Origin of the sequence: Comamonas sp. MYb21 (assembly GCF_037479395.1) — a bacterium.
Lineage (GTDB): Bacteria > Pseudomonadota > Gammaproteobacteria > Burkholderiales > Burkholderiaceae_C > Comamonas.
Window position 1 is genome coordinate 1 of record NZ_JBBGZC010000015.1, and the last position, 21,490, is coordinate 21,490.

General features: G+C 63.4%; 20 protein-coding genes. 6 read left to right on the plus strand and 14 right to left on the minus strand.

The window, feature by feature from the left end; genetic code table 11:
• Positions 1-495: 495 nt before the first annotated feature.
• The 12 genes from WH367_RS20550 to WH367_RS20605 form a co-directional block, all read right to left on the minus strand.
• Complete coding sequence (locus WH367_RS20550; protein ID WP_339537491.1) at positions 496-2,022, minus strand: dynamin family protein; 1,527 nt, start codon at positions 2,020-2,022, stop codon at positions 496-498.
• Entirely contained in the window at positions 2,019-3,290 is a 1,272-nt protein-coding gene (locus WH367_RS20555) for a GTPase (protein WP_339537492.1), read from the minus strand. The genes WH367_RS20550 and WH367_RS20555 overlap by 4 nt, the downstream gene beginning before the upstream one ends.
• 37 nt (positions 3,291-3,327) lie before the next feature.
• Positions 3,328-4,308, minus strand: coding sequence for a tripartite tricarboxylate transporter substrate binding protein (locus WH367_RS20560; RefSeq protein WP_339537493.1), 981 nt, complete (start codon positions 4,306-4,308; stop codon positions 3,328-3,330).
• Between the two features lie 18 nt (positions 4,309-4,326).
• On the minus strand, positions 4,327-4,605 hold the full coding sequence (gene catC, locus WH367_RS20565) for a muconolactone Delta-isomerase (protein WP_339537494.1): 279 nt from the start codon (positions 4,603-4,605) through the stop codon (positions 4,327-4,329).
• Positions 4,606-4,625: 20 nt separating this feature from the next.
• Positions 4,626-5,975, minus strand: a complete 1,350-nt coding sequence (locus tag WH367_RS20570; RefSeq protein ID WP_339537495.1) for an MFS transporter — start codon at positions 5,973-5,975, stop codon at positions 4,626-4,628.
• 30 nt (positions 5,976-6,005) lie between these two features.
• Positions 6,006-6,422: a RidA family protein gene (locus WH367_RS20575; RefSeq protein WP_339537496.1), complete on the minus strand. Its 417-nt coding sequence runs from the start codon at positions 6,420-6,422 to the stop codon at positions 6,006-6,008.
• A gap of 105 nt (positions 6,423-6,527) precedes the next feature.
• Complete coding sequence (gene benD, locus WH367_RS20580; RefSeq protein ID WP_339537497.1) at positions 6,528-7,325, minus strand: benzoate diol dehydrogenase BenD; 798 nt, start codon at positions 7,323-7,325, stop codon at positions 6,528-6,530.
• Positions 7,322-8,359 (minus strand): benzoate 1,2-dioxygenase electron transfer component BenC, encoded by a 1,038-nt coding sequence (gene benC, locus WH367_RS20585; protein WP_339537498.1) that lies wholly within the window; start codon positions 8,357-8,359, stop codon positions 7,322-7,324. Before benC ends, benD begins: the two co-directional genes overlap by 4 nt.
• Positions 8,360-8,376: 17 nt before the next feature.
• On the minus strand, positions 8,377-8,889 hold the full coding sequence (gene benB, locus WH367_RS20590) for a benzoate 1,2-dioxygenase small subunit (protein ID WP_339537499.1): 513 nt from the start codon (positions 8,887-8,889) through the stop codon (positions 8,377-8,379).
• Positions 8,886-10,250 (minus strand): Rieske 2Fe-2S domain-containing protein, encoded by a 1,365-nt coding sequence (locus WH367_RS20595; RefSeq protein ID WP_339537500.1) that lies wholly within the window; start codon positions 10,248-10,250, stop codon positions 8,886-8,888. Before WH367_RS20595 ends, benB begins: the two co-directional genes overlap by 4 nt.
• A 132-nt stretch (positions 10,251-10,382) precedes the next feature.
• A complete protein-coding gene (catA, locus tag WH367_RS20600; protein WP_339537501.1) occupies positions 10,383-11,318 on the minus strand; it encodes a catechol 1,2-dioxygenase in 936 nt (311 codons plus the stop codon).
• Positions 11,319-11,376: 58 nt separating this feature from the next.
• Positions 11,377-12,588, minus strand: coding sequence for a muconate/chloromuconate family cycloisomerase (locus WH367_RS20605; RefSeq protein ID WP_339537502.1), 1,212 nt, complete (start codon positions 12,586-12,588; stop codon positions 11,377-11,379).
• A 143-nt stretch (positions 12,589-12,731) separates the two neighbouring features.
• On the opposite strand from WH367_RS20605, the gene WH367_RS20610 reads away from it, so the two are divergent.
• Both WH367_RS20610 and WH367_RS20615 read left to right on the plus strand, forming a co-directional pair.
• Positions 12,732-13,685 carry a LysR family transcriptional regulator gene (locus tag WH367_RS20610; protein ID WP_021024686.1) on the plus strand — a complete coding sequence of 318 codons (954 nt, stop codon included), beginning with the start codon at positions 12,732-12,734 and terminating at the stop codon, positions 13,683-13,685.
• A 465-nt stretch (positions 13,686-14,150) separates the two neighbouring features.
• Positions 14,151-14,951 carry a hypothetical protein gene (locus tag WH367_RS20615; RefSeq protein WP_339537503.1) on the plus strand — a complete coding sequence of 267 codons (801 nt, stop codon included), beginning with the start codon at positions 14,151-14,153 and terminating at the stop codon, positions 14,949-14,951.
• Between the two features lie 192 nt (positions 14,952-15,143).
• On the opposite strand, the gene WH367_RS20620 is transcribed toward WH367_RS20615, so the two are convergent.
• Positions 15,144-15,764, minus strand: a complete 621-nt coding sequence (locus WH367_RS20620; protein ID WP_027010355.1) for a LysE family transporter — start codon at positions 15,762-15,764, stop codon at positions 15,144-15,146.
• Between the two features lie 104 nt (positions 15,765-15,868).
• On the opposite strand from WH367_RS20620, the gene WH367_RS20625 reads away from it, so the two are divergent.
• From WH367_RS20625 to WH367_RS20640, 4 genes are all read left to right on the plus strand, one after another.
• A complete protein-coding gene (locus tag WH367_RS20625) occupies positions 15,869-16,324 on the plus strand; it encodes an Lrp/AsnC family transcriptional regulator (RefSeq protein WP_021024683.1) in 456 nt (151 codons plus the stop codon).
• A gap of 118 nt (positions 16,325-16,442) precedes the next feature.
• Entirely contained in the window at positions 16,443-16,961 is a 519-nt protein-coding gene (locus tag WH367_RS20630; RefSeq protein WP_021024682.1) for a sigma-70 family RNA polymerase sigma factor, read from the plus strand.
• Positions 16,954-17,952 carry a FecR domain-containing protein gene (locus WH367_RS20635; RefSeq protein WP_339537504.1) on the plus strand — a complete coding sequence of 333 codons (999 nt, stop codon included), beginning with the start codon at positions 16,954-16,956 and terminating at the stop codon, positions 17,950-17,952. The genes WH367_RS20630 and WH367_RS20635 overlap by 8 nt, the downstream gene beginning before the upstream one ends.
• A 327-nt stretch (positions 17,953-18,279) precedes the next feature.
• Entirely contained in the window at positions 18,280-20,799 is a 2,520-nt protein-coding gene (locus WH367_RS20640) for a TonB-dependent siderophore receptor (RefSeq protein ID WP_339537505.1), read from the plus strand.
• Between the two features lie 42 nt (positions 20,800-20,841).
• Here the strand turns inward: WH367_RS20640 and WH367_RS20645 are convergent, their stop codons facing one another.
• On the minus strand, positions 20,842-20,961 hold the full coding sequence (locus WH367_RS20645) for an excalibur calcium-binding domain-containing protein (protein WP_339537506.1): 120 nt from the start codon (positions 20,959-20,961) through the stop codon (positions 20,842-20,844).
• Positions 20,962-21,490: the final 529 nt, after the last annotated feature.

A 21,490-nucleotide genomic window follows, 5' to 3' on the forward strand; every position in this document is an offset into this window, starting at 1 on the left:
GGCTATCGCCCATCGAGTTTGAACAGCGCCATTCCCAACGGCTCAAGAGTGTCTAGCCAAGTCGGGGCGATTCACTGCAAGCCAAAGATCCCTCTGCTTAATTGTTCTTTGTTCGCCTCAAATCTATAAAACAGGCGCAATGGATATGTGGCAAGGTACGGGATATATGGTAGGTAGATGATGGTATCTATCGTGCGAATCTGGTGATTAGCTGGCACCAGCAGTTCTGGCCTGACCCGGGACCGTCCAGCAGAAGCCCATCGAGTCCCCAAGGACCCTGCTGGCGTTGTGCAGACGCTCCAAGCGGTGTGTGTACGCATTGCTCCTTCATCGTTCGGGTTACGCGTTCGACCATGCCGTTTTGCTGCTCTTGAGCATCGCCCATCCACCTTGAAAAACATGGGCATGCTTTTGCCCGAAGCCCGAATGGGATGGCAAACCATGACTCTAGGTGGCTCGTTAGGGGAAATGGGGGACATTGGCGTCCGTTCGCATTCAAGCCCGCAACGTAGTGCCCACGCCATGCAAATCCTGACTGCACTGCCGCAAATGCGCCTGCATCTGCGCGACTGGCAGCACCATCGGCTCCAGTGCATGGCTGCAGGTATCGACCGCTGCAGCCAAAGCCATCTCTAGCTGCTCGCGCACAGCATTTTGCAAAGTCGCGTAAAGGGCATCAGGGCCCACAGTAGCCGGTGGCCACCCCAGGGTCGCTGGTTCTGCTGGCAGCGCAGGCAGTGCATAGCCAGCGAGATGGCTGCGCAGCTGTTCCCTAATCTCACCTCGCACTAGCGCAGCAACCTCGGCAAACAGCAAGGGCAACCGATCCGCATACAGATCCAGCAACCCCGGCAGCGCAGGAATGGTCTGGCGCCACGCAGCGCGCAGCATCGCCGTCTTGCTGTGCTGTAGCCGCTCTTGCTCCTGGGCCAGGACCTGTTGCAGGCGCTGCAGTTGGGGCCGCAGTTCGGCATCGATAGCGCCTTGTAGGTTTTCTTCCAGGTGGTGCAGCAGCACCTCGGCCGGTTTGCGCTGTTTGTAGACCTGGGCGGGGGCCAGTACCTCGGCGATGGCGGTGTAGAGGCGCAGCAGGCCAGCGTTGGCCAGTGCGTCGGGGCCTGGCTGGCTGCGTGCGGCGTGGACGGAGATGGAGACGGGGCGCTTCAGTACCGACACATCAATGCCCAGCTGGCGCAGCTTGCCCTGGGCGCGTGCCTGTACGTCGGCCTCTTGCAGCGCGCGGTTGCCTGGGGTTTTGTTGCGCAGGCATTTTTGGATCTCGCCATCGACCTCGTCTTCTTCGATCAGGTCGCTGCGGGTGATGACCGGCAGCAGAGGCTTGTTGCGGCGCAGTTCGCGGGCGAGTTCGTCCAGCTCTTGCACCTGGCCGGGCGAGGTGGAGCTGCTGAGCCAGAGCAGGCCGTCGGCGCTTTCGGTAAAGCGCTGGGTGAGGGCGGCGTTCTCGGGCGTGACGGAATGCAGGCCGGGGGTGTCCAGCAGCACCAGGCCGGTGCCCAGGCACAGGCCTTGCAGCCGGGCTGTTGTTTCGGTGGCGCCTTCGCGCAGCGGCTCGTCGCTTTCCACCACGGCCCCATCTGCCAGATGGAAAAAGCGCAGGGGCTGGCCCTGCGCGGCAAAGCGCTCGGCCAGAAAGTTGCACAGCGAGCTTTTGCCGGCATTGAACTTGCCAAATACCAGCAGAATCACGCGCTGCTCAAAGTCCTGGGCCAGGCTGCGTGCGGGCTGCAGCGCAGACCATTGCTGCGCCCAGCGTGCCTGCAGATCCTGGCATTGCTGCTGGAGGGCCTGGGCTTGCTGGGCCAGCGGGTGGCTGGGCTGCAGGCCGGGTGTTGGTGCCAGGGCGCTGCCCAGGCCTTGTTGCAGCTGGGTTTGCCAGGCTTGCAGCTGTTGCAGCTGGGAATGCAGTTGCGCCAGCCCGGCCTGATGGTTGGCAGTGGTGGGCCCGGCAGCGCTGCCACCCGCATGGGCCAGAAATTGCTGCTCGCCGGCCATGGCATTCATGCGCGGGTCTCCAGTGCTTCGAGTGCGCTCAAGGCTGTTAAAGCCTGGGCGCTGGCTTGCACCTGGGCTTCTTGGTGGGCCATGCGCTGCACCAGGGCCTGGCGGTCAGCCGAGAGCTCAAAGTAGCGGGTAAAGGCCTGGGCCAGGGCGCTGCGCCCGGCGGACTCGCAAAACAGGCGGCGCAGGTCCTGGCGGTATTTCACCGAGACGCCCATGACGGCGACCATCACGCTGTCCAGGCTCTTGACCTGGGTCTGCTGCTCCAGCGGCAGCTCCACCACGCCATGCTTGGTCAAGATGGCGCTGATGCTGATGCAGGCCTTGGAATAGGCGACCTGCAGGCGGTTGCGCTCGAGCTTGCCGGGCGTCATCTTGAACTGGTCGGCAAAGCTGTCGGGCGTGCGCGAATGGTCCGGCCCCGGTACATCGAGCACGGCCTGGATGTCCTGGCCGGTCTTGTCTTGCACGGCGGCCAGGTCGCTCGCAAAGCGCTGGCCTTGCGCTGCCTGCAGCTGGCTCAACTGGGCCAGGCTCTGCTGGCGCTCGGCATGCAGGGCCTGGAGCTGGCTGCGAATTTCTTGCAGCAGCAGCGCTTTCTCATGGCTGCGCGCCTGGGGCACCTGGGCGAGCGCGAGTTTGAGGGACTGCTGCAGCGCCGGGATGCCGCTTCTCTCCAGCAGCAGTTGTTTGGCGCCATCCACGCCCTGGCGGTAGCGGGTGGATGAGACGGCCAGCCACATCTGGCCGGCGGCTTGCGCTGCGATGGCGCCGTTCACCTGCTGCTGGGCGGCATCGTCGGCCAGCTGGTCAATCTGGGTGAGCACGCACAGCGTTTGGCGCCGGGTGCGCTGGGAATCGGCGTGCAGTGCTTGGAGCAGGCTGCGCTCGCGCGCATCGAGCTCGCCTTCCTTGGCGGCATGCACAAAAAGGCGGATGTCGGACTCTAGCCAGGTGGCGCGGTGCGCGTGGTCGTCATCGGCTTGGTCCACATCGGCATCCAGCCCCGGCGCATCCAGCCAACGCACCTGCGCATGCACATGGCCGGACAGGGCCACGGTCTCGCGCCGGTCGGCCACGGCAAAGGTGGGGCTGCCGATCAGCTCATTGAGCAGGCGGCTTTTGCCGTGGTTGTACTTGCCCACCACGGTGACGACGGGCTGCAGGCCGCGCTCGGCCAGCACGCGCAGGCGCGCCAAGTCATGCCTGCGCTGGGGCAGCACGGCGCTAATCGCCTGCTCGGCGTGGCTGCGGGTATCGTTGAGGTTCATGGGGTTGGCCCTTGTTGTCCGTTGCCGGGCTGCGGCATCAATCCAGGCGGATGCCGCGTTCTTTGATCAGCTTGCCCCAGCGCGCCAGCTCCTGCTGCAGGTGGGTGGCCAGCGCCTGGGGCGTGCTGCCAATGGGCTCGGCGCCCACGCTTTCGAGCTTTTTGAGGGTATCGGGCTGCTGCATCGCGCCGTTGAGCACCTGGTTGAGCCGGGCCACCACCTGAGGTGGTGTGCCGGCTGGCGCAAACACCGCAAACCAGGGCGATACCTCGTAGCCGGGCAGGCCGGCTTCGGCAATCGTGGGCACACCGGGCAATGCCGAGGAGCGCTTGGCAGTCGTCACGCCCAGCGCGCGCAGCTTGCCAGACTGGATATGGGGCCGCGCCGAGGTGATGCTGTCAAACATCAGATCGACCTGGCCGCCCAGCATGTCGGTAATGGCCGGGCCGCTGCCCTTGTAGGGCACATGCATCAGCTCCACCCCGGCGGTGGAGGCAAACACCTCGCCGGCCAGGTGGATGGAGGTGCCGTTGCCTGCGGACGCATAGCTCAGCTTGCCGGGGTTGCGGCGCGCATGGGCCAGCAGGTCCTGCACGGATTGGTCGGGGCTGCGGGCGGCATTGACCACCAGCACATTGGGCACCACCGCCAGCAGGCTGATGGGCGCAAAGTCCTTGACCGGGTCGTAGGCCAGCTTGGCGTACAGCGCCGGGTTGGTGGCCATGCCAATCGAGGTGATCATGATGGTGTAGCCGTCGGCAGGCTGCTTGGCGACATAGTCAGCACCAATATTGCCGCCGGCGCCGGGCCGGTTCTCGATCACAAAGGGCTGGCCCAGCTCGCGCGCGGCGCGGTCGCCCAAGGTCCGGGCAATCACATCCATCGCGCCGCCCGGCGGAAAGGGCACCACCCATTTGATGGGCTTGGCCGGCCAGGCGGCATCGGGTTGCGCCATGGCGGCACCTGGCAGCGCCAGGGCCGCCAGCAGCAGGGCCAGGGTTCGCCGTTGCATCGTCATCTGCATCTGCCTGTCTGCTTATCGGATGGAAGAGGGGTGCTTGGCCAGTGGCGTCACTGTGATCTGCATATAGGGGAACAGCGGCAGCTGGCTCAGCGTGTTGTGCAGCTCGTCATGGCTGGCCACATCGAAGACGCTGTAGTTGGCGTATTCGCCCACCACACGCCACAGGTGCGGCCATTGTCCGGATTCCTGCAGCTGCTGCGAATAGGCTTTTTCCGCAGCCTTGATGCGCGCGGCCTCTTCGGCAGGCAGGCTGGCGGGGATGTTGACGACCATATGGACAAGATAGAGCATGGTTTTTTCCTAAGGCGGGATCAGACGGCGGGGCGAACGGCAGCCACGGAGACGCTGGGCGCCTCTTGCTTGCCACGGTAGTAAAGGATGAAGAAGCCGATGGCGAGCGCCGCCACCAGGCCGGGCACGGCAAACACCAGGAAGTTCATCTGCAGCGGCAGGGCTGCGGCCATCAGCCAGCCGCCCAGCAGCGGGCCCACAATGGCGCCGGTGCGCCCCACACCCGAGGCCCAGCCCAGGCCGGTGGAGCGGATGGCCTGCGGATAGAACTGGGCGGTGTTGGCATACAGCAGGATCTGCGTGCCGATGGTGGTGGCGCCGGCAATGGCGATCAGCAGGTAGAGCACCGGCATGGGGCTGTTGAAGCCCAGCAGCGCGATGGCCACGGTGCCCAACGCAAAGAAGGCCAGCACCACCTTGGGCAGGCTGAAGCCGTCACCCAGCCAGCCGCCGGCAATGGCGCCGACCACGCCGCCAAAGTTCAGCATCAGCAGGAACGACAGGCTCGATCCCAGGCTGTAGCCGGCCGTGGCCATCAGCTTGGGCAGCCAGGAGCCCAGCGCATACACCATCAGCAGGCAGCAGAAGAAGGACAGCCAGATCATGAAGGTGCCCATGGCGCGGCCCTTGAGGAACAGATCGAGCATCGGGACGCCGGCGCCCTTGGCTTCGGTCTGCAGCAGCTGCACATCGCTGCCCATGGCCACATCGGGCGCAACCTGCGACAGCATCTGCCTTGCCTTGGCCTGCTGGCCCTGGCGCAGCAAAAAGCCCACCGACTCGGGCAGCTTCCACAAGATCAGCGGCAGCAGCACCAGCGGCAGGGCTGCGGCAAAGAACATGGACTGCCAGCCAAAGCGCGGCAGCATGTAGATGCCCAGGCCCGCGCAGAGCACGCCGCCCAGCGAATAGCCGCTGAACATCAGCGCCACCAGGGTGCTGCGGGCGCGCTTGGGGGCGTACTCGTTGATGAGGGCCACGGCATTGGGCATCAGGCCGCCGCAGCCCAGGCCAGCGATAAAGCGGAAGATGCCAAACTCGGTGGGCGAGGTGGCAAAGCCGCTCATGAAGGTGGCAATGCTGAACAGCACAAAGCTGATGGCCACGCCTTTTTTGCGGCCGATGCGGTCGGCCAGCGGGCCAAAGATGAAGGCGCCAAACATCATGCCGAACAGCGCATAACTGCCCAGGGCGCCGGCCTGCACGGGTGAGAGGCTCCACTCCTTCATCAGCACGGGCAGCACGGCGCCGTAGATGAACAGGTCATAGCCATCAAACACCAGCAGCAAGCCGCATAGCAGGGTGACCATCCAGTGGAAGCGCGTAAAGCGGGCGTTGTCTATGACCTGGTTGATGTCCAAGGTTTTCATCTCTGTCTCCTTTTATAAGGGCTGGGTTGTTCAGCCCGGTTTGGCTTCATGGGCCGGTATCACTGCAATGGCCTTGATCTCCACGATGTAGCCGGGCGCGCCGCCCAGCATGTGTGCGCCCACCGCTGTCCAGGCGGGAAGCGGGTGGCTGTGCAAAAAGCGGTTGCGCACCTGCATGAACAAGGGCAGGTCGCGCATATCGGTGTGAAAGCTGGTCAGATCGACCACATCGGCCAGGCGGGCGCCTGCAGCCTCCAGCACCAGCTGCAGGTTGGCAAAGGCCTGCGTGATCTGGGCTTCGCGGTCTTCGACCAGCTGCAGGTCGGGCCTGCGGCCGATCTGGCCGGATACATAGACGGCGCGACCGACCCGGATGGCCGGTGCGTAGCCGATCTGCTCGTACACCGCCTCCATGCCGGGCGGAACAATGGCTTGGCGATCAGTCATGGTGTCTCCTGGGCCCGCGCATCGCTGCAGCTTTGCAGTGCTGCGCTGGCGCGGTTTTTCTTTTTAGAGTGAGTAGGGTGGTGGGCGGCGGGCGGCGGGCTGCGCTCAGCCGTTGTCGCCACCGGCTACGGGCAGCACCGCACCGGTGATGTAGGCTGCCTCGTCGGAGGCCAGAAACAGGATCGGGCCGATCTGGTCATCCAGGCTGCCGTAGCGCTTGAAGTAGTTGGACTCGGTCACCTGCTGCACGGCCTCGCGCATCCAGCTCTGCTCCTGCGGGCTGTCGCCAGCGGCATTGCGCGGCACTCGCCGGGGCGGCGCATTGGTGCCGCCAGGGGCCGAGGCGACGACGCGGATGTTCTGCGGTGCGTATTCCATCGCCAGCGATTGCGTCAAGGCATTGACGCCGCCCTTGGCGGCCGAGTACGGCACCCGGCGAATGCCGCGCGTGGCGTTGGACGACACATTGACGATGGTGCCGCCGCCGCGTGCCAGCAAATGCGGCAGCACGGCATGGCAGGCATAGAGGGTGGGCATCAGCGAGCGGCGGATTTCCGCATCGATCTGCGCGGGCTCGAACTCGGCAAAAGGGCGCATGCGGATTGCGCCGCCCACGCCGTTGACGAGGATGTCGATGCCGCCAAACAGTTCGGCGGCCCGGGCCATCGCGGCCTGTGCGCCCTCGTAGGTTTCCAGATCGGCGACCAGGCCAGCGGCGTGGGGGCTGCCGGCCTCGGCTGCCACGTCGGCAATAAAGTCGGCCCGGTCGACCAACAGCACCTTGGCGCCTTCGGCCACGGCGCGCAGCGCCACGCCCCGGCCAATGCCCTGGGCCGCGCCGGTCACCACCATCACCTTGCCGGCAAAGCGTGGGTGGCTTGCGGGTTGCAGGGGCGCGTTCATGCCAGGGCCTCCGGCACGGCCGCCACCGGCTGGGTGGGCGTGAACTTTTCGTAATGGAAGTTGGCGGGCACTATGCCTTCGGCCTGGAAGTGCTTTTGCACTGCATCCACCATGGGCGGCGGGCCGCAGAGGTAGACATCGACATTGCCGCCATGCAGCGCCTGGGCGGGCAGGTGGTGGGTGACATAGCCCTGGCGCTCATGCCCGGTTTGCGCATCAGCCACGCAGGTGCTGAAGGTGAAGCCCGGGATCTGCAGCGCATAGGCCTGCAGGCGCTCGACCAGCACCAAGTCCGCATCGCGCGTGACGCCATAGACCGTGTGGATGGGCTGCGTTGCGCCGTCGCGGGCCAGCACTTCCAGCATCGACAGGAAGGGCGCCAGGCCCGTGCCGCCTGCCAAGAACAGCAGCGGCCGCGTGACCGCGCGCAGGTAAAAGCTGCCCAGCGGCCCGGTCATCTGCAGCGGCTCACCCTGGCTCGCGCGCTGGAGCCAGCTGCTCATCAGGCCCCCGGGCACTTGTTTGATCAGAAACGTCATGCGGCCATCGCCTGGCGCGGAGCTGAACGAGTAGGAGCGATGCTGGCTGCTGCCCGGCACGCCGATATTGACGTACTGGCCCGGCAGAAATGCGGGTGCGGCCTCGGCCACATCCAGCACCAGCTCATAGGCGGCATCGCCAAAGGGCTGCACCGCGCTCACCGTGGCGCTGAACTGGCTGGTGCCGGTCTTGCAGGCGGTGGAGGGCACCGGCACGGCGATCACGCAGTCGGACTGCGGCACCATCTGGCAGGTCAGCACCAGGCCTTGGCCGGCCTCGTCCTCGGTCAGCGCGTCGTCGATGTAGTCGTCGCCCAGGTCGTAGGTGCCGCTTTCGGCTTTGCACTTGCAGGTGCCGCAGACGCCGTCCGAGCAGTCCATCGGCAGGTTGATACGGTTGCGGAAGGCGGCGTCCAGCACTTTTTCGTGGGCGCCGCAGTCCACAAAGCGGGTGACCCCGTCCTCAAAGTTCAGGGCAATGCGATAGCTGTTCATGGTGGTCTCCTGGCGTGTCAGATGTGGTAGACATCAATGACCTGGCGGATGTAGTCGTTCTTGAGGACGATCTTCTTGCGGGCGATGAGGAAGCTGCCGGCCACTTTGCGCAGGGTCAGATAGACCGTGCCAAAGAAGTGATCGGTCTGCTTGTAGCGGTGGCTGAGCGTGTGAAAGTTGTAGCGAACCTCCACCGCATCGGCCTGCTCGGCCAGCACTTCCACATTCGTGATCATGTGGTTGGTGCGCGGCTCAGGCATGGAGGCGCTGGAGCGCTCGGTCTTGATGCGGAAGACCCGGTCTTCCAGCCCATTGCGGTTGGGGTAGTAGATCAGCGAGATCTGGCTGTGCGGGTCGTCGGTGAGCTGGTCATCGTCGTCCCAGGCGGGCATCCAGTACTCGGCATCGGGCGCGTAGAGCGCGAGCCATGGCTCCCACTCGCGGTCGTCCAGGTAGCGCGCCTCGCGGTACAGAAAGGCGCAGATGGCGCGGTGGTCGGCCGCGTTGCTGTGGCTGGCGGCGCTGCTCATGGCTGGGCTCCTGCGCGCTCTTGCTGCACGGCTTGGCGCATGGTCTTGGCCCAGTAGTCGTGCTGGCAGACAAACAGGCCCTCGTCCTCGCTGCGCTCGCCGCTGAGCAAGGGGCTCATGCCCATCTTCCTGGCGTTCTCGTCGGGGCCCTTGATCCACAGCGGCGCGCCACGGCTCATGTCGTTCCAGCGCACCGCGCTGCCGGCGTAGCCTGCCTGGCAGGCGCGGAACTCTTCCAGGTCATCGGCCGTGCCCATGCCCGAGACGTTGAAGAAATCCTCGTACTGGCGGATGCGGGTGGCGCGGTCTTGTGCGCTCTCGCCCTTGGGACCAAAGCAGAAGATGCTGATCTCGGTCTGGTTCACGTTCAAGGGGCGGGCCACGCGGATCTGGGTGCCGAACTGGTCCATCAGGAACACATTGGGGTAGAGGCAGAGGTTGCGCGTCTGGCGCACGATGAAATCGGCGCGCTTCTGGCCCACGCGCTGGGCCAGCTCTTCACGCTGGTTCCAGATCGGGCGCACCTCGGGGTTCAAGGTGTTGGTCCACAGCAGAATGTGGCCGTTCTCAAAGCCATAGACGCCGGCGACCGACTTGCTCCAGTTGTTGGCGTCAGTCGCCTTGGTGCCTTCGGCATTGCGGCGGCTCATCGTAGCGGCATAGTTCCAGTGCACGGAGCTGACGTGGTAGCCGTCGCAGCCGTTTTCCATCTGCATCTTCCAGTTGCCGTCATAGATGTAGCTGGAGTTGCCGCGCAGCACTTCCAGGCCGTCGGGCGCCTGGTCCACGATCTGGTCGATGATGACGCGGGTCTCGCCCAGGTAGTCTTCCAGCGGCTGCACATCGGCGTTCAAGCTGCCAAACAGAAAGCCCCGGTAGTTCTGGAAACGCGCGACCCGGGTCAGGTCGTGCGAGCCGTTCTTGTTGAAGGAGATCGGGTACTCGGTGGTCTTCTCGTCCTTGACCTTGAGCAGCTTGCCGGCGTTGCTGAAGGTCCAGCCATGGAAGGGGCAGGTGAAGCTGCCCTTGTTGCCATGCTTTTTGCGGCACAGCATCGCGCCCTTGTGCGCGCAGGCATTGATCACCGCATGCAGCTCACCCAGCTTGTCGCGGGTGATGATGATGGGCTGGCGGCCGATCGACGTGGTGTAGTAGTCGTTGTTGTCGGGGATCTGGCTCTCGTGCGCCAGGTAGACCCAGTTCGATTCGAACAGGTATTTCATCTCCAGCTCGAACAGCTCAGGGTTGGTGAAGATGTCGCGGCGGCAGCGGAAAATGCCCGCTTCCTTGTCGTCTTGCAGCGCTGTCTCCAGCAGGTGTTCGACGGCGCCGAACTGATCGGCAGAGGCAATCGTGGTCATGGTGAGGGCTCCTGGGGGTACAGCTCCGCCTCGCAACGCGGATCGCGGCGCGAATGGCTAGGGGAGGGAGGATGGGTCTGGGGCGGGGGCACTGCCCGCTAGGCAGCACCCCGGCCGTCGGGCGTCAGCGGATCAGGCCGCCAGGCGTGGGCGGTCCACGATCTGGTTGTCGACACCGCCCACCAGCGCGCTGAGCTGGATGTCGAACACGATCTCGGCAAACGGGCCGCTCAGGCCGTGGGCGCGGATGCTGGCCTCGTCGCTGTGCTCGGTCAGCGGGGGCACCAGACCTTCGCGGGTGGCGTAGGCAAAGTCGTCAAACACCAGCGGGTCACCGTCGATATTGATCTGCGTGGTGAGCTTGCGGTGGCCATCGGCCGTGACAAAGAAGTGGATGTGCGCGGGGCGGTTGCCGTGGCGGCCCAGTTGGTTGAGCAGGGCCTGGGTCGGGCCATCGGGCGGGCAGCCGTATCCCATCGGCACAATGCTCTGGAATTTGTAGCGGCCTTGCGCATCGGCCATGATGGTGCGGCGCATGTTGAATGGCTTTTGCTCGCCGGTGGGGTCAAAGTGCGAGTAAAAGCCCTTGGTGTTGGCATGCCAGACCTCGACCTGCGCGCCGGGCAGCGGTTGGCCATCGGCGCCGTAGACGGTGCCGTGCATGATGAGGGTGTGGCCGGCCGTGTCGCTGCCGTCATCGAGGCGGCCAGAGCCTTGCACCACGGGGGCGCCTGCCACGTAAAGCGGGCCTTCAATCGTGCGCGGTGTGCCGTTGGCGATGCCCAGCGCCGCGTCTTCAGCATCCATGCGCATGTCGAAGTAGCGGTCCAGCCCCAGGCCGGGCGAGAGCAGGCCGGCCTCGCCGCGCGCGCCCAGCTGGTTCAGGTAGGCCACGCCGGCCCAGTATTCGTCGGAGGTGATGTCCAGGTCTTCAATGGCCTTGAACAGGTCGGACAGGATGCGGTGGATGATCTGCTTGGTGCGCGGGTTGCCGCCGTCCTGGTTGAGGCCGCTGGCCAGACGCAGAAAATCCTGCACGTCGGGGGTGTTGAAGATTGGGGCGCTCATCGTAGTCTCCTTGTCGTAAATTCTTGGGGTCAATCTGTCTGTCTATCCGTCTGTGGTGTCAGTCTGTGGCGGACACCCCGACCGGCACGCTCACGCGGCTGCGGTCCCTGCGGAAGTGCCGCACGCGGTCTTCATCCAGCGCAATGCCCAGGCCCGGTGTGGTGGGCACCGTCAGGTGGAAATCCTTGTACTCCAGCGGCGTAGCCAGTATCTCTTCGGTCAGCAGCAGCGAGCCAAACAGCTCGGTGCCCCATTGCAGCTCGCGGAACGTGGAAAACACATGGGCCGAGGCGATGGTGCCCACGCCGCCTTCGAGCATGGTGCCGCCATACAGTTCGATCCCGGCCGCATCGGCAATGGCGGCGACCTGTTGCGCCGCCTGCAGCCCGCCCGATTGCTCGGTCTTGATCGCAAACACATCGGCGCCAGCCACGCGTGCCAGTGCCAACGCGGAGGCCGGGCCGGTCAGCGATTCATCGGCCATGATGGCAATCGGGTAGCGGCCTTTGAGCCGGGCCAGCACATCGGCGCTGGCCACCGGCTGCTCGGCCAGCTCGCAGCCGGCATCGACGAGGCCCGCCAGGCCGTGGTGCGCTTCGAGCTCGCTCCAGGCCATGTTCACATCGACCCGCACCGAGGCCAGATCGCCCAGTGCCTTCTTGATGGCCGCTACATGGGCCACATCGTCGCGCACCGCCTTGCGGCCGATCTTGAGCTTGAAGATCTGGTGGCGGCGTGTCTCCAGCATGCGCTGCGCTTCTTCGATGTCGCGGCCGGTGTCGCCCGAGGCCAGCGTCCAGGCGACGGGCAGGCGGTCACGCAGGCGCCCGCCCAGCAGCTCGGACACCGGCAGGCCGGTGCGCTGGCCCAGCGCATCGAACAGCGCCGTCTCGACCGCGCACTTGGCAAAGCGGTTGTCGCGGATGGCCTGGTTCAGCCGGGCCATCAGCGCGGGCACGCGGTTGGCGTTGGCGCCCACCATCTGCGGCACAAAATAGGTATCGATGGCCAGCTTCATGCCCTCGGGCGATTCGGCGCCATAGGCCAGGCCGCCAATGGTCGTGCCCTCGCCCATGCCCACCGTGCCATCGGAGCAGCGCACGCGCACCAGCATCAGGGTCTGGCCGTTCATCGTGGCCATCGACAGCTTGTGGGGCCGAATGGTGGGCAGATCGACCAGCAAGGTCTCCACCTGTTCGACGACAACGGTGCCTGCTGCCGTATATGCCGCAGGTCGGGCGCTGTCTTGGGGTGGGTGTGTGTTTTGCATGGAGGCTATTGGACGACGCAGTGCGCCCCTTGATCCAACACCGAATTTGTCTTATTTCATACCTTTAAGGTATGGTGTGGAGTTTGAATATTAAAAAACAATGACTTAAAATCGCTACATTCCCATATCTATGGTTTTCCCTGATGGATCTGCGCCATATCCGGTATTTTGTGGCCGTGGCCACTACCCGCAACTTCACCCGCGCGGCTGAGCAAATGCATATTGCGCAGCCACCGTTCAGCCGCCAGATCCAGCAGCTGGAAGACGAGCTGGGCGTGCAGCTGATCCAGCGCAACAGCCGCCCGGTGCGCCTGACCGAGGCCGGGCGCTTGTTCTATGAGCAATCGCTGCAGGTGCTGCAGCGGGTGGACCAGATGAAAAGCGCGGCCCGCCAGGTGGGGCTGAACCAGCGGCAATCGATCTCGATCGCCTATGTAGCCTCCACCCTGTATGGCGGCCTGCCGATGCTGGTGCGCATGTTCCGCAAGCGCTATCCGGACGTGGACGTGCACCTGGTGGACATGGGCTCGATCCAGCAGATCCAGGAGCTGCGCTCGGGCCGCATCGACCTGGGTTTTGGCCGCATCCGCACCAATGACACCTCGGTGGCGCGCACCGTGCTGCGCGAAGAAAAGCTGGTGCTGGCCATTGCGCCAGGCACCCCGCTGGCCGCCGACACCGGCCGCATCCGCCTGCCCGAGCTGGCCGGCCAGCGCCTCATCGTCTACCCCAAGGACCCGCGCCCCAGCTTTGCCGACCATGTGCTGGGCCTCCTGCATGACCAGGGCATACAGCCCGCCGAGGTGCATGAGGTGCGTGAGCTGCAGGCCGGCCTGGGCCTGGTTGCCGCCGAGATGGGCGTCTGTATCGTGCCGGCAGCAGCGCGGCTGCGCTCGGACCTGGTCTACCGCCTGATCGACGACGAGCGCGCCACCTCACCCATCATCCTGAGCCACCGCGTCAATGACGACTCCTGGTATATCGCGGCGATCAAGGAGCTGACGGCCGAGATGTATGCACAGAACCCGCCGTGGCTGGATTTTGAGACGAATGCGTTTCCGGCGGGGGAGATGTATGGGGGTGCGGGGAAGAGGTGAGGGGGATTGCTGCACTTTGGAGTGTGAATTGCGGATTGAGTGCGCGCGTTGTCTGTTCTCAAGTTATTGCGATGATCGTAGAGAAGGGTCTTGATGAATTTGAGGGCGGTTAAAGACCCAAGGCGGGAGTTCATTTCACACAAAAGCTGTCGGTCAGACCCGTCCACGACTTGCACACTAAAGCACCGAGAATATGACTCCCTAGAGCTCTAAAAGTCAGTGCCTAGCAATTACCCTTAGGTTTACCCAGTCGTCGCTCAAGGAAACCTTTTCGTACTTTTGTACTGCCTGCGGCTTCATGTCTCGTCTTCAATGCAAACCTGCGGTTTGCTGGATTGTGGAAGCGGCTCTTGTTGGCGTTGTCACACTAAAAAGCTGCAAATGTCATTTGATGCACGTGGAGTTATGCCCGAACTCGCACGTGACACTTAAGATAGTTCCAGATACATCAACGGGGCACACTTCATGTACCAAAGAACTTCACACCACATAGTCGTCTTTGCCTTGGCAACCATCCTCTCGGCTTGCGGAGGTGGTGGCGATGATGACATCGCTGAGCCTGTGGATTCGGCCGCCTGCTTCAACGCCGGTTTTTACCGCCTGGGGACCGAAATCGCTTTTATGCAATCACAAACCACACAAGCCGCTGAATCTTCCAGTGCATCGACTTATGTACACTCTCTCTTTCACCGGGTCGTAGGCGAAGAAAAACAAGACGGTGCCAATATTATTCTTGTGGACTCCAATGAAGATTCGTTTGGCCACTCTCGTTATGCCATTGGAAACGGTGTGCTGCTCTATTACGGTTTCGGCAATTTAGATAACCTAGTTTTTTCGAGCAAACAAAGCTTGGTGCCAGCACGCGCATCCGTGATGGCTATGCAGCCTGGCCAGGTCACCATGCAGAACTTTGTGCAGACGAATGAAGGATATTTAAAGGGTGTTTATACACGTGGAGTTTCCAACGTTGCCTACACAAGAACCTTTGTAGGCCTGGAAACGGTCACCACCTCGCTGGGTCAATTTTCGGCCTGCCGTTTTGATACCAAGACACAGGCCAAGGACGCAGACAGCGGCAGGCTCACCCTTGATACACAGGCCACTTCATGGGTGGCTGCTACAGGTCCTTACCGAGGACTCTCCCTCAAAGAGAACTCCATTATCACTACATACGGGTATGTCGGTACTAACGCAGCTGAAGCCACTCAATACACCAGCACTATTGCAAAAGAAACCACGCAAGTGAACCAATTCGATATCAGATAGCGGATTGGATGTTGGTGGCTTTGTTGCACTGCAGGGACTTCCCGTCAATGAAAAAAAGCACCTAAACGGGCGAATTTGAGGGAGTGGGGAGGCTGTTGTTAACTCCCGGTTTTAATGTTGAATGCCAGCTTTAGACCAGGCAGAGCCGCAAACCGAAGTGTCATTGCAGCCCATCGGCAGCCACTACCCCCATCAATGCATCGCCCGCTCAGCCAGCAGCAGCAACGCAATGCCAACCATCAGCGCCCCTGACACACGAGATACCACCAGTGCCGCGCCTGGGCGCGTGCCCAGCACGCGCTGCGCTGTAAAACCAACCGCTAGATACACACCACAGCAGCTCAGCGCATGCACGGCACCGAGCACCATGATCTGCAGCGCGACGGGCCAGGCACTTTCGGCATGTACAAACTGCGGCAGCAACGCCAGAAGCAAAAGAATCAGCTTGGGATTGAAGCCGCTGATACCTGCGCCCTTGCACGCCCATTTCCATCCGCCGCCCACCAGCTCGGACCTGGCACTGACGGCGGCCGCAGGGCTGCGCAACATGGCCACGCCCATCCAGAGCAGATAGGCGGAACCGGCCACCGTCAGAACCGTCAAGACCACGGGGTGGCGGGCAACCAGCGCGCCAACGCCTGCGGCTACGGCCGCTGTGGCCAACAAGGCGCCGCAGGCTAGACCGACGACCGCAGCGCAAGCCAGCCGGCGCCCCCGCAAGCCTGCAGAAATGACATAGGCCCAATCGGCCCCCGGGGTGATCACCAACGCAAACGACACTGCCCAGAAGGCGGCTACAGCGGTCAAAGGCACAGTACTTCTCTCTGCAAACAAAGGAGAGAAGGATAGGCAACATGTAGCAGAATGTGCTTCCCTTAAATTCCGATAACTGAGAGAAAACTGGAAGCTATTTAAGAATGAATGCACTGGACCGGAAAATTCTTGCAGCGCTGGAGCGTGACGGGCGCTTGAGCCTCACCGACCTGGCCGCGCAGGTGGGGCTGAGTTTGTCCTCCTGCCATCGGCGTGTACGCACGCTGGAGGAGGCGGGTGCCATCCGCGGCTACCGTGCCGATCTGGCACCTGCGGCACTGGGTTTGGACTTTGCCGCCATCGTCTTCGTCACGCTCAACAGCAGCAAGGTCGTGCGCGACTTTGAAAAGGCGGTTGCGGAACTGGACAACGTGATCCAGGCCCAGCGGCTCTTTGGCGACCCCGACTATCTTCTGCAGATCGTTGTCAAGGACTTGCCGGCTTTTCAGAAGCTCTACGACGAGAAGCTGACGGCCTTGCCTGGGATGCAGCGCATGACCTCGACCTTGGTCATGAAGGATGTCGTGTTCAACCGCCCGCTGACCTCGGCGTTGGGCTGATCGGCGCAGACAGGAACCAACATCCCAAGCCTGGTCGCTACTTGTATTTGGGAATTTCAAATAGAATACGAATCATTTGCAATACATGAGGGAGCACCTGCGCGGGGCTCCCCTTTTTATGTCCCAAGATGCCAGTGCGCACCACGGCGTGCGACAGGAAGTCAGTGCGCTCTACCGCGACCACCACACGTGGCTGCGCACCTGGCTGCGCCGCAAACTCGGTGATGCGCACCATGCGGCCGACCTGGCGCATGATATTTTTCTGCGCCTGCTGTTGCGCGATGAGCCGGTGGCGGCGCAGGAGCCGCGCGCTTTTCTGACCACCGCTGCCAAGCATGCGCTGCTGAACCACTACCGCCGCCAGCGCCTGGAGCAGGCCTACCTGGAGGCATTGGCGCAGGCGCCCGCTGTGATGGCGATGTCGCCCGAGGAGCGGGCGCTCTTGCTGGAGGCGCTCGATGAGATCGACCGCATGCTGGACCAACTGCCAGCCCCCGTGCGCCAGGCGTTTTTGATGGCGCAGTTGGAGGGCATGCCCCAGCTGGAGATTGCCGCTGCGCTGGGCGTGTCGCTCTCGACCGTGAAGCGCTACATCGTGCAAGCGGGCATGCAGTGCTACTTCGCCGTCCATGGCTGAGGCGGCGATTCCCCGGGCGGTTGCCCAGCAGGCGGTGGAATGGATGGTGGAATTACAGTCGCCAGATGCCACCCTCGATCTGAAAGACCAATGGCAGCAATGGCGCGCGGCAGACCCGGTGCATGAACAGGCCTGGCAGCGCATTGAAGCTGTCAACCGCCAGCTGGGTGCGATGGCCGGGCCCGATACCTTGGATTTTGCCAAAGCCGCCTTGGCGCCGCAGCGTTCGGCGCGGCGCAGGCAGATGGTCAAGTCGCTGGTGGTGCTGGTCGTTGCTGGTGGCGCGGCCTGGACGGGTTACCGGCAGACCAGCTGGCGCGAGGTGCTGGCGGGTCAGCGCACGGGGGTGGGCGAGCGGCGCACGATCGATCTGGATGACGGCACGCGGGTGGTCATGAACGCATCCACCGTGCTTGATATCCGCTTTGGCAGCAGCGAGCGCAGGCTGCGCCTGATTGCCGGCGAGATGCTGGTGCAGAGCGGCAAGGCGGGCAGCGGCCGGCCCTTGCTGGTGGAGACGCCGCACGGTCTGGCGACCGCGCTGGGCACCCGGTTTTCGGTACGGCTGGATGCGGACGGGCCGACCCGGGTGGGCGTGTATGAAGGTGCGGTGCGTCTGGCGCCGGTGGACGGCCAGCGCAGCCTGGTGCTGCAGGCCGGCCAAAAGAGCAGCTTTGACCGCCAGCACATCGGCGATGCCCGGCCCGCCCGCGAGGACAGCGATGCGGCCTGGGTCGATGGGGTGCTGGTTGCGCGGGATATGCGGTTGGATGACTTTTTGCAGGAGTTGAGGCGCTACAGCGTCCATCCGCTGTCCTGCGATGACAACGTGGCGGGCCTGCGCCTGTCGGGTGCCTATCCGCTGGGCGATATTGCCAAGGTGCTGGACAACGTGGCTGGCCTGCTGTCCTTGCAGGTGCACAGCGTCAGCCGGCTGTGGGGCTGGCGCGCGGCATCGTACCGCTTGGTACAGGCAGGGCCAAAAAAATAATGGGGATGGGCTGAGCTGTTTGGCCGAGCAGCGTTTCAAGAAGAGGAGATCGCATTGTTGATCCGAGATTCCTCTTGACCGCCGTCGCCACCGTGGCGAACAGAAAGTATTGCATCCATGGCCCATCACCGCACATCCGCGCGCCGCTTTGGCGGCCGCTCCACCGTTCTTGCCCCTAGGGACCCTCTGCAAAACTCCCTGCCGTGGTCTGAACGCGGTCTCGGGCGATCCGCTGCGTTGTCTTCCTTGTCAATAGCTACGGCTATTGACTGCAAAAGACGCCTTGCGTCTCATCCCGATCCGCGCCCATCCCGCTTGGCGAGGGTTTTGCAGAGCATCCCTAGCGCATTGGCGCTGGCGCTGTCCGCTATCTTGCCGCCTGCCGCACATGCCCAGGCCCAAGAACAGGCCGCTGTAGCGGGGCAGAGCGCCCAGGCCTACGCCATCCCCGCCGGCCCGCTGGATGTGGCCTTGACCCGCTTTGCAAAGGAGAGCGGCGTGCTGCTGTCGTTTACCCCCGATACCACCGAGGGCCTGCGCAGCCCCGGCCTGCAGGGCCTGCATACGGTGCCAGAGGGCCTGGCTGCCTTGGTCGCAGGCACGGGGCTGCAGGCGGTGCAACAGGCCAGCGGCAGCTACCTGGTCGTCAAAAAGCCGACCAGCACCACGCCCGCGCCGGCCGCACCGGTCGCTGCGGCTGCGGCGCTGGCGCCCGAGCGCTCGTTGGCAGAGATCCGCGTGACGGCGCGGCGCTCGGCCAATGGCACGACCGAAGGCACGGGCTCCTACACCAACCAGGTGACCAGCATTGCCTCCAAGACCGACCAGTCCTTCCGCGAGATTCCGCAGTCGGTGTCGGTGGTGACGCGGCAGCTGATGGATGACAAGCGGGTGGTGGATGTGGAGCAGGCCCTGACCTTGACGCCTGGCGTCATCGTGGCCGACAACTCCGGCCGCTACTTTTCGCGCGGTTTTCAGATCACCAGCATGCAGATCGATGGCGGCGCGCCGATGGCCTTGGGCGCCTACACCTACCAGCCCCAGCAGGACATGGGCTCCTACGACCGGGTGGAGGTGATGCGTGGTGCATCCGGCCTGCTGGGCGGGGTGGGCGACCCGGGCGGCATCATCAACCTGGTGCGCAAAAAGCCTTTGGCGCAGCGGCAGGTGGAGGTGTCGCAATCGCTGGGCAGCTGGGGCAACCAGCGCACCGAGGTGGATGCCACCGGCTCCCTGACGCAGGATGGCCGCATCCGGGGCCGCACGGTGCTGAGCTACCAAAAGGGCGACTCCTACTTTGACTACATCAGCCAGGAAAAGCCCTCGCTCTATGGCGTGCTGGAGGCCGACCTGACGGCCGACACCTTGCTGACCGTGGGCGGCTCCTACGGCAAGGTGCGGCAGAAGGGCGACTATGCCGGCCTGCCACGCTTTGCTGATGGCCGCAGTCTGGGCCTGCCGCGCAGCACGGCCTTCTCCAACCCCTGGGCCTACTTCCACTACCAGAACGAGGAGGTGTTTGCCCAGCTGGAGCACCGTTTTGACAACCACTGGAAGTTCAAGCTCAACGCCACCCATGCGCGCACCGAGCAGCAGCGCCGCTGGAGCACCTTATCCGGCGCCGTCGATCCGCAAACCCTGGCCGGGCCGGTATGGCGCGGCGGTGTACTGGACTCGTCCAACACCCAGGACATGGTGGATCTGAACCTGAGCGGCCCGTTCTCGCTGCTGGGCCGCAGCCATGAGCTGCTGATCGGGGCCGATTGGCAGCGGGTGCGCAGCCATTGGCAGAACATGAGCTTTGCCGACAGCGGCACGGTGGGCGGCAATGTGTTTGACATCCAGCCCTGGAACCCGGCGTTTGACCAGTTCAACCTGAACCTCAGCGAGCGCTACGGCCCCTGGGGCCAGGAGCAGCTGGGCGCCTATGGCGTTGTGCGGCTGCACCCGACCAACAAGCTGCATGTGATTGCTGGCGCCCGTCTGGCGCGCTATGAGTTCACGCAGACCATGTCCGACATCATCGACACCGCTGGCAACACCAGCCCCTGGTCCGCCAAATCGTTCAAGGAAAGCGCCAAGCTCACGCCCTATGGCGGTGTGATCTATGACCTGAACCCGCATTGGTCGGCCTATGTCAGCTACTCGTCGATCTTCAAGCCCCAGGCACTCAACCTGGCGGGCCCGCAGCCGGGCACGCCGCTGAACCCCATTAAGGGCAAGAGCTATGAGGCGGGGCTCAAAGGCGAGCTGATGGATGGGCGCATGAACGCGACCTTCAGCGTCTTCAACGTGGAGCGCACCGGCACCGCAGTGCTCGATGAGCGCTATGCGGAGAACTACAGCCTCTGGGGCGCGAGCTGCTGCTACCTGCCCCAGGGCAAGGTCACCAGCCGGGGTTTTGATGTGGAAGTGGGGGGCGAGGTCTCCAGCGGCTGGCAGCTGGCGGCGGGCTATAACTTCAACCAGACGCGGGACAAGACCGAAGGCACGGTCTTCAGCAGCATCACGCCCAAGCATTTGTTCAAGCTGTCCACCGTCTATACCTTGCCGGGTGCTTTGTCGAACTGGCGCGTGGGCGGCAGTGGCCGCATCCAGAGCACGCAGTATGTGAGTGGCGCTGTCACCAACAGCAGCGGCGAGAGCCAGCCCTACAAGTTCACGCAGGGCGGCTATGCGACCTGGGACCTGATGCTGCAGTACCGCTTTGACCCGACCTGGACCTTGAGCCTGAACCTGAACAATGTCTTTGACAAGACCTACTACCAGACCGTCAGCTCGGTCTACAACGGCAATATGCAGGCGCTGCAACGCAATGCGATGCTGACCTTGAACGGCAAGTTCTAGGCCATCGGCGATGAAAAAGAGCCTGCAGCGCAGGCTCTTGGTTTATGGTCTTTTGTTGACGTTGCAGAGCTGCCGCTCGCAGGGGACGCCGTCGTTGTCGCCGTCCATCTTGGTGTCGGGGCAGTTCTTCAGAAAAAACTTGGCCTCTTTGCACGAGGTCATCTGCGAAACATGTTTGGGGATCGGGCTGAGCCGCTGGTTGCGTTCGTCATATGGATCAGCTGTGGGGACAGGCGCTGGATTGATAGTTGGAGTGACGAGTGCCTGTGGCAAGTGGAGCTCGCCAGGCGCTAACTAAATGGCACTTGGTTAGCCTATGCGCATGGCCGCAACACGGAAAGCGAGCACCACCATAGGCCTTGATGCACCAGACAAGCGCTAAAAATGTGATAATGATAATTCATTATCAATTGAATCCAACATGCTTGTGCTTAGCCAATCAGCTTCACGCTGGATACTTGCTGTTATCGCGGCTTGTGTCTTGCTTGCGTGGCCGTTGCACCAAGCGCAGCATGCCAGCGAGCCCATAGATACAGAGACTCCTTTGGCGCAGGGAAATAGGGCAGCCGTCTCCAACTCGGACGTTGATGTACCAAGCCACGAAGGCAGCACGAAGGAGTCATGCCTCTGGTGCATGTTCCATGCAAGCCAGCTGGAAGCCATGCCCGCATTCTTTCAGTTCTGCGCGCAT

What these genes read in the sequence shown, in the direction of transcription:
- catA (WP_339537501.1), bottom strand. Translation starts at nt 11,318, where the DNA reads ATGAGCGCCCCAATCTTCAACACCCCCGACGTGCAGGATTTTCTGCGT.
- WH367_RS20645 (WP_339537506.1), bottom strand. Translation starts at nt 20,961, where the DNA reads ATGACCTCGTGCAAAGAGGCCAAGTTTTTTCTGAAGAACTGCCCCGAC.
- WH367_RS20550 (WP_339537491.1), bottom strand. Translation starts at nt 2,022, where the DNA reads ATGAATGCCATGGCCGGCGAGCAGCAATTTCTGGCCCATGCGGGTGGC.
- catC (WP_339537494.1), bottom strand. Translation starts at nt 4,605, where the DNA reads ATGCTCTATCTTGTCCATATGGTCGTCAACATCCCCGCCAGCCTGCCT.
- WH367_RS20575 (WP_339537496.1), bottom strand. Translation starts at nt 6,422, where the DNA reads ATGACTGATCGCCAAGCCATTGTTCCGCCCGGCATGGAGGCGGTGTAC.
- WH367_RS20555 (WP_339537492.1), bottom strand. Translation starts at nt 3,290, where the DNA reads ATGAACCTCAACGATACCCGCAGCCACGCCGAGCAGGCGATTAGCGCC.
- WH367_RS20595 (WP_339537500.1), bottom strand. Translation starts at nt 10,250, where the DNA reads ATGACCACGATTGCCTCTGCCGATCAGTTCGGCGCCGTCGAACACCTG.
- WH367_RS20635 (WP_339537504.1), top strand. Translation starts at nt 16,954, where the DNA reads ATGGCTGAGGCGGCGATTCCCCGGGCGGTTGCCCAGCAGGCGGTGGAA.
- WH367_RS20605 (WP_339537502.1), bottom strand. Translation starts at nt 12,588, where the DNA reads ATGCAAAACACACACCCACCCCAAGACAGCGCCCGACCTGCGGCATAT.
- WH367_RS20615 (WP_339537503.1), top strand. Translation starts at nt 14,151, where the DNA reads ATGTACCAAAGAACTTCACACCACATAGTCGTCTTTGCCTTGGCAACC.
- WH367_RS20570 (WP_339537495.1), bottom strand. Translation starts at nt 5,975, where the DNA reads ATGAAAACCTTGGACATCAACCAGGTCATAGACAACGCCCGCTTTACG.
- benC (WP_339537498.1), bottom strand. Translation starts at nt 8,359, where the DNA reads ATGAACAGCTATCGCATTGCCCTGAACTTTGAGGACGGGGTCACCCGC.
- benB (WP_339537499.1), bottom strand. Translation starts at nt 8,889, where the DNA reads ATGAGCAGCGCCGCCAGCCACAGCAACGCGGCCGACCACCGCGCCATC.
- WH367_RS20630 (WP_021024682.1), top strand. Translation starts at nt 16,443, where the DNA reads ATGTCCCAAGATGCCAGTGCGCACCACGGCGTGCGACAGGAAGTCAGT.
- WH367_RS20625 (WP_021024683.1), top strand. Translation starts at nt 15,869, where the DNA reads ATGAATGCACTGGACCGGAAAATTCTTGCAGCGCTGGAGCGTGACGGG.
- WH367_RS20610 (WP_021024686.1), top strand. Translation starts at nt 12,732, where the DNA reads ATGGATCTGCGCCATATCCGGTATTTTGTGGCCGTGGCCACTACCCGC.
- benD (WP_339537497.1), bottom strand. Translation starts at nt 7,325, where the DNA reads ATGAACGCGCCCCTGCAACCCGCAAGCCACCCACGCTTTGCCGGCAAG.
- WH367_RS20560 (WP_339537493.1), bottom strand. Translation starts at nt 4,308, where the DNA reads ATGACGATGCAACGGCGAACCCTGGCCCTGCTGCTGGCGGCCCTGGCG.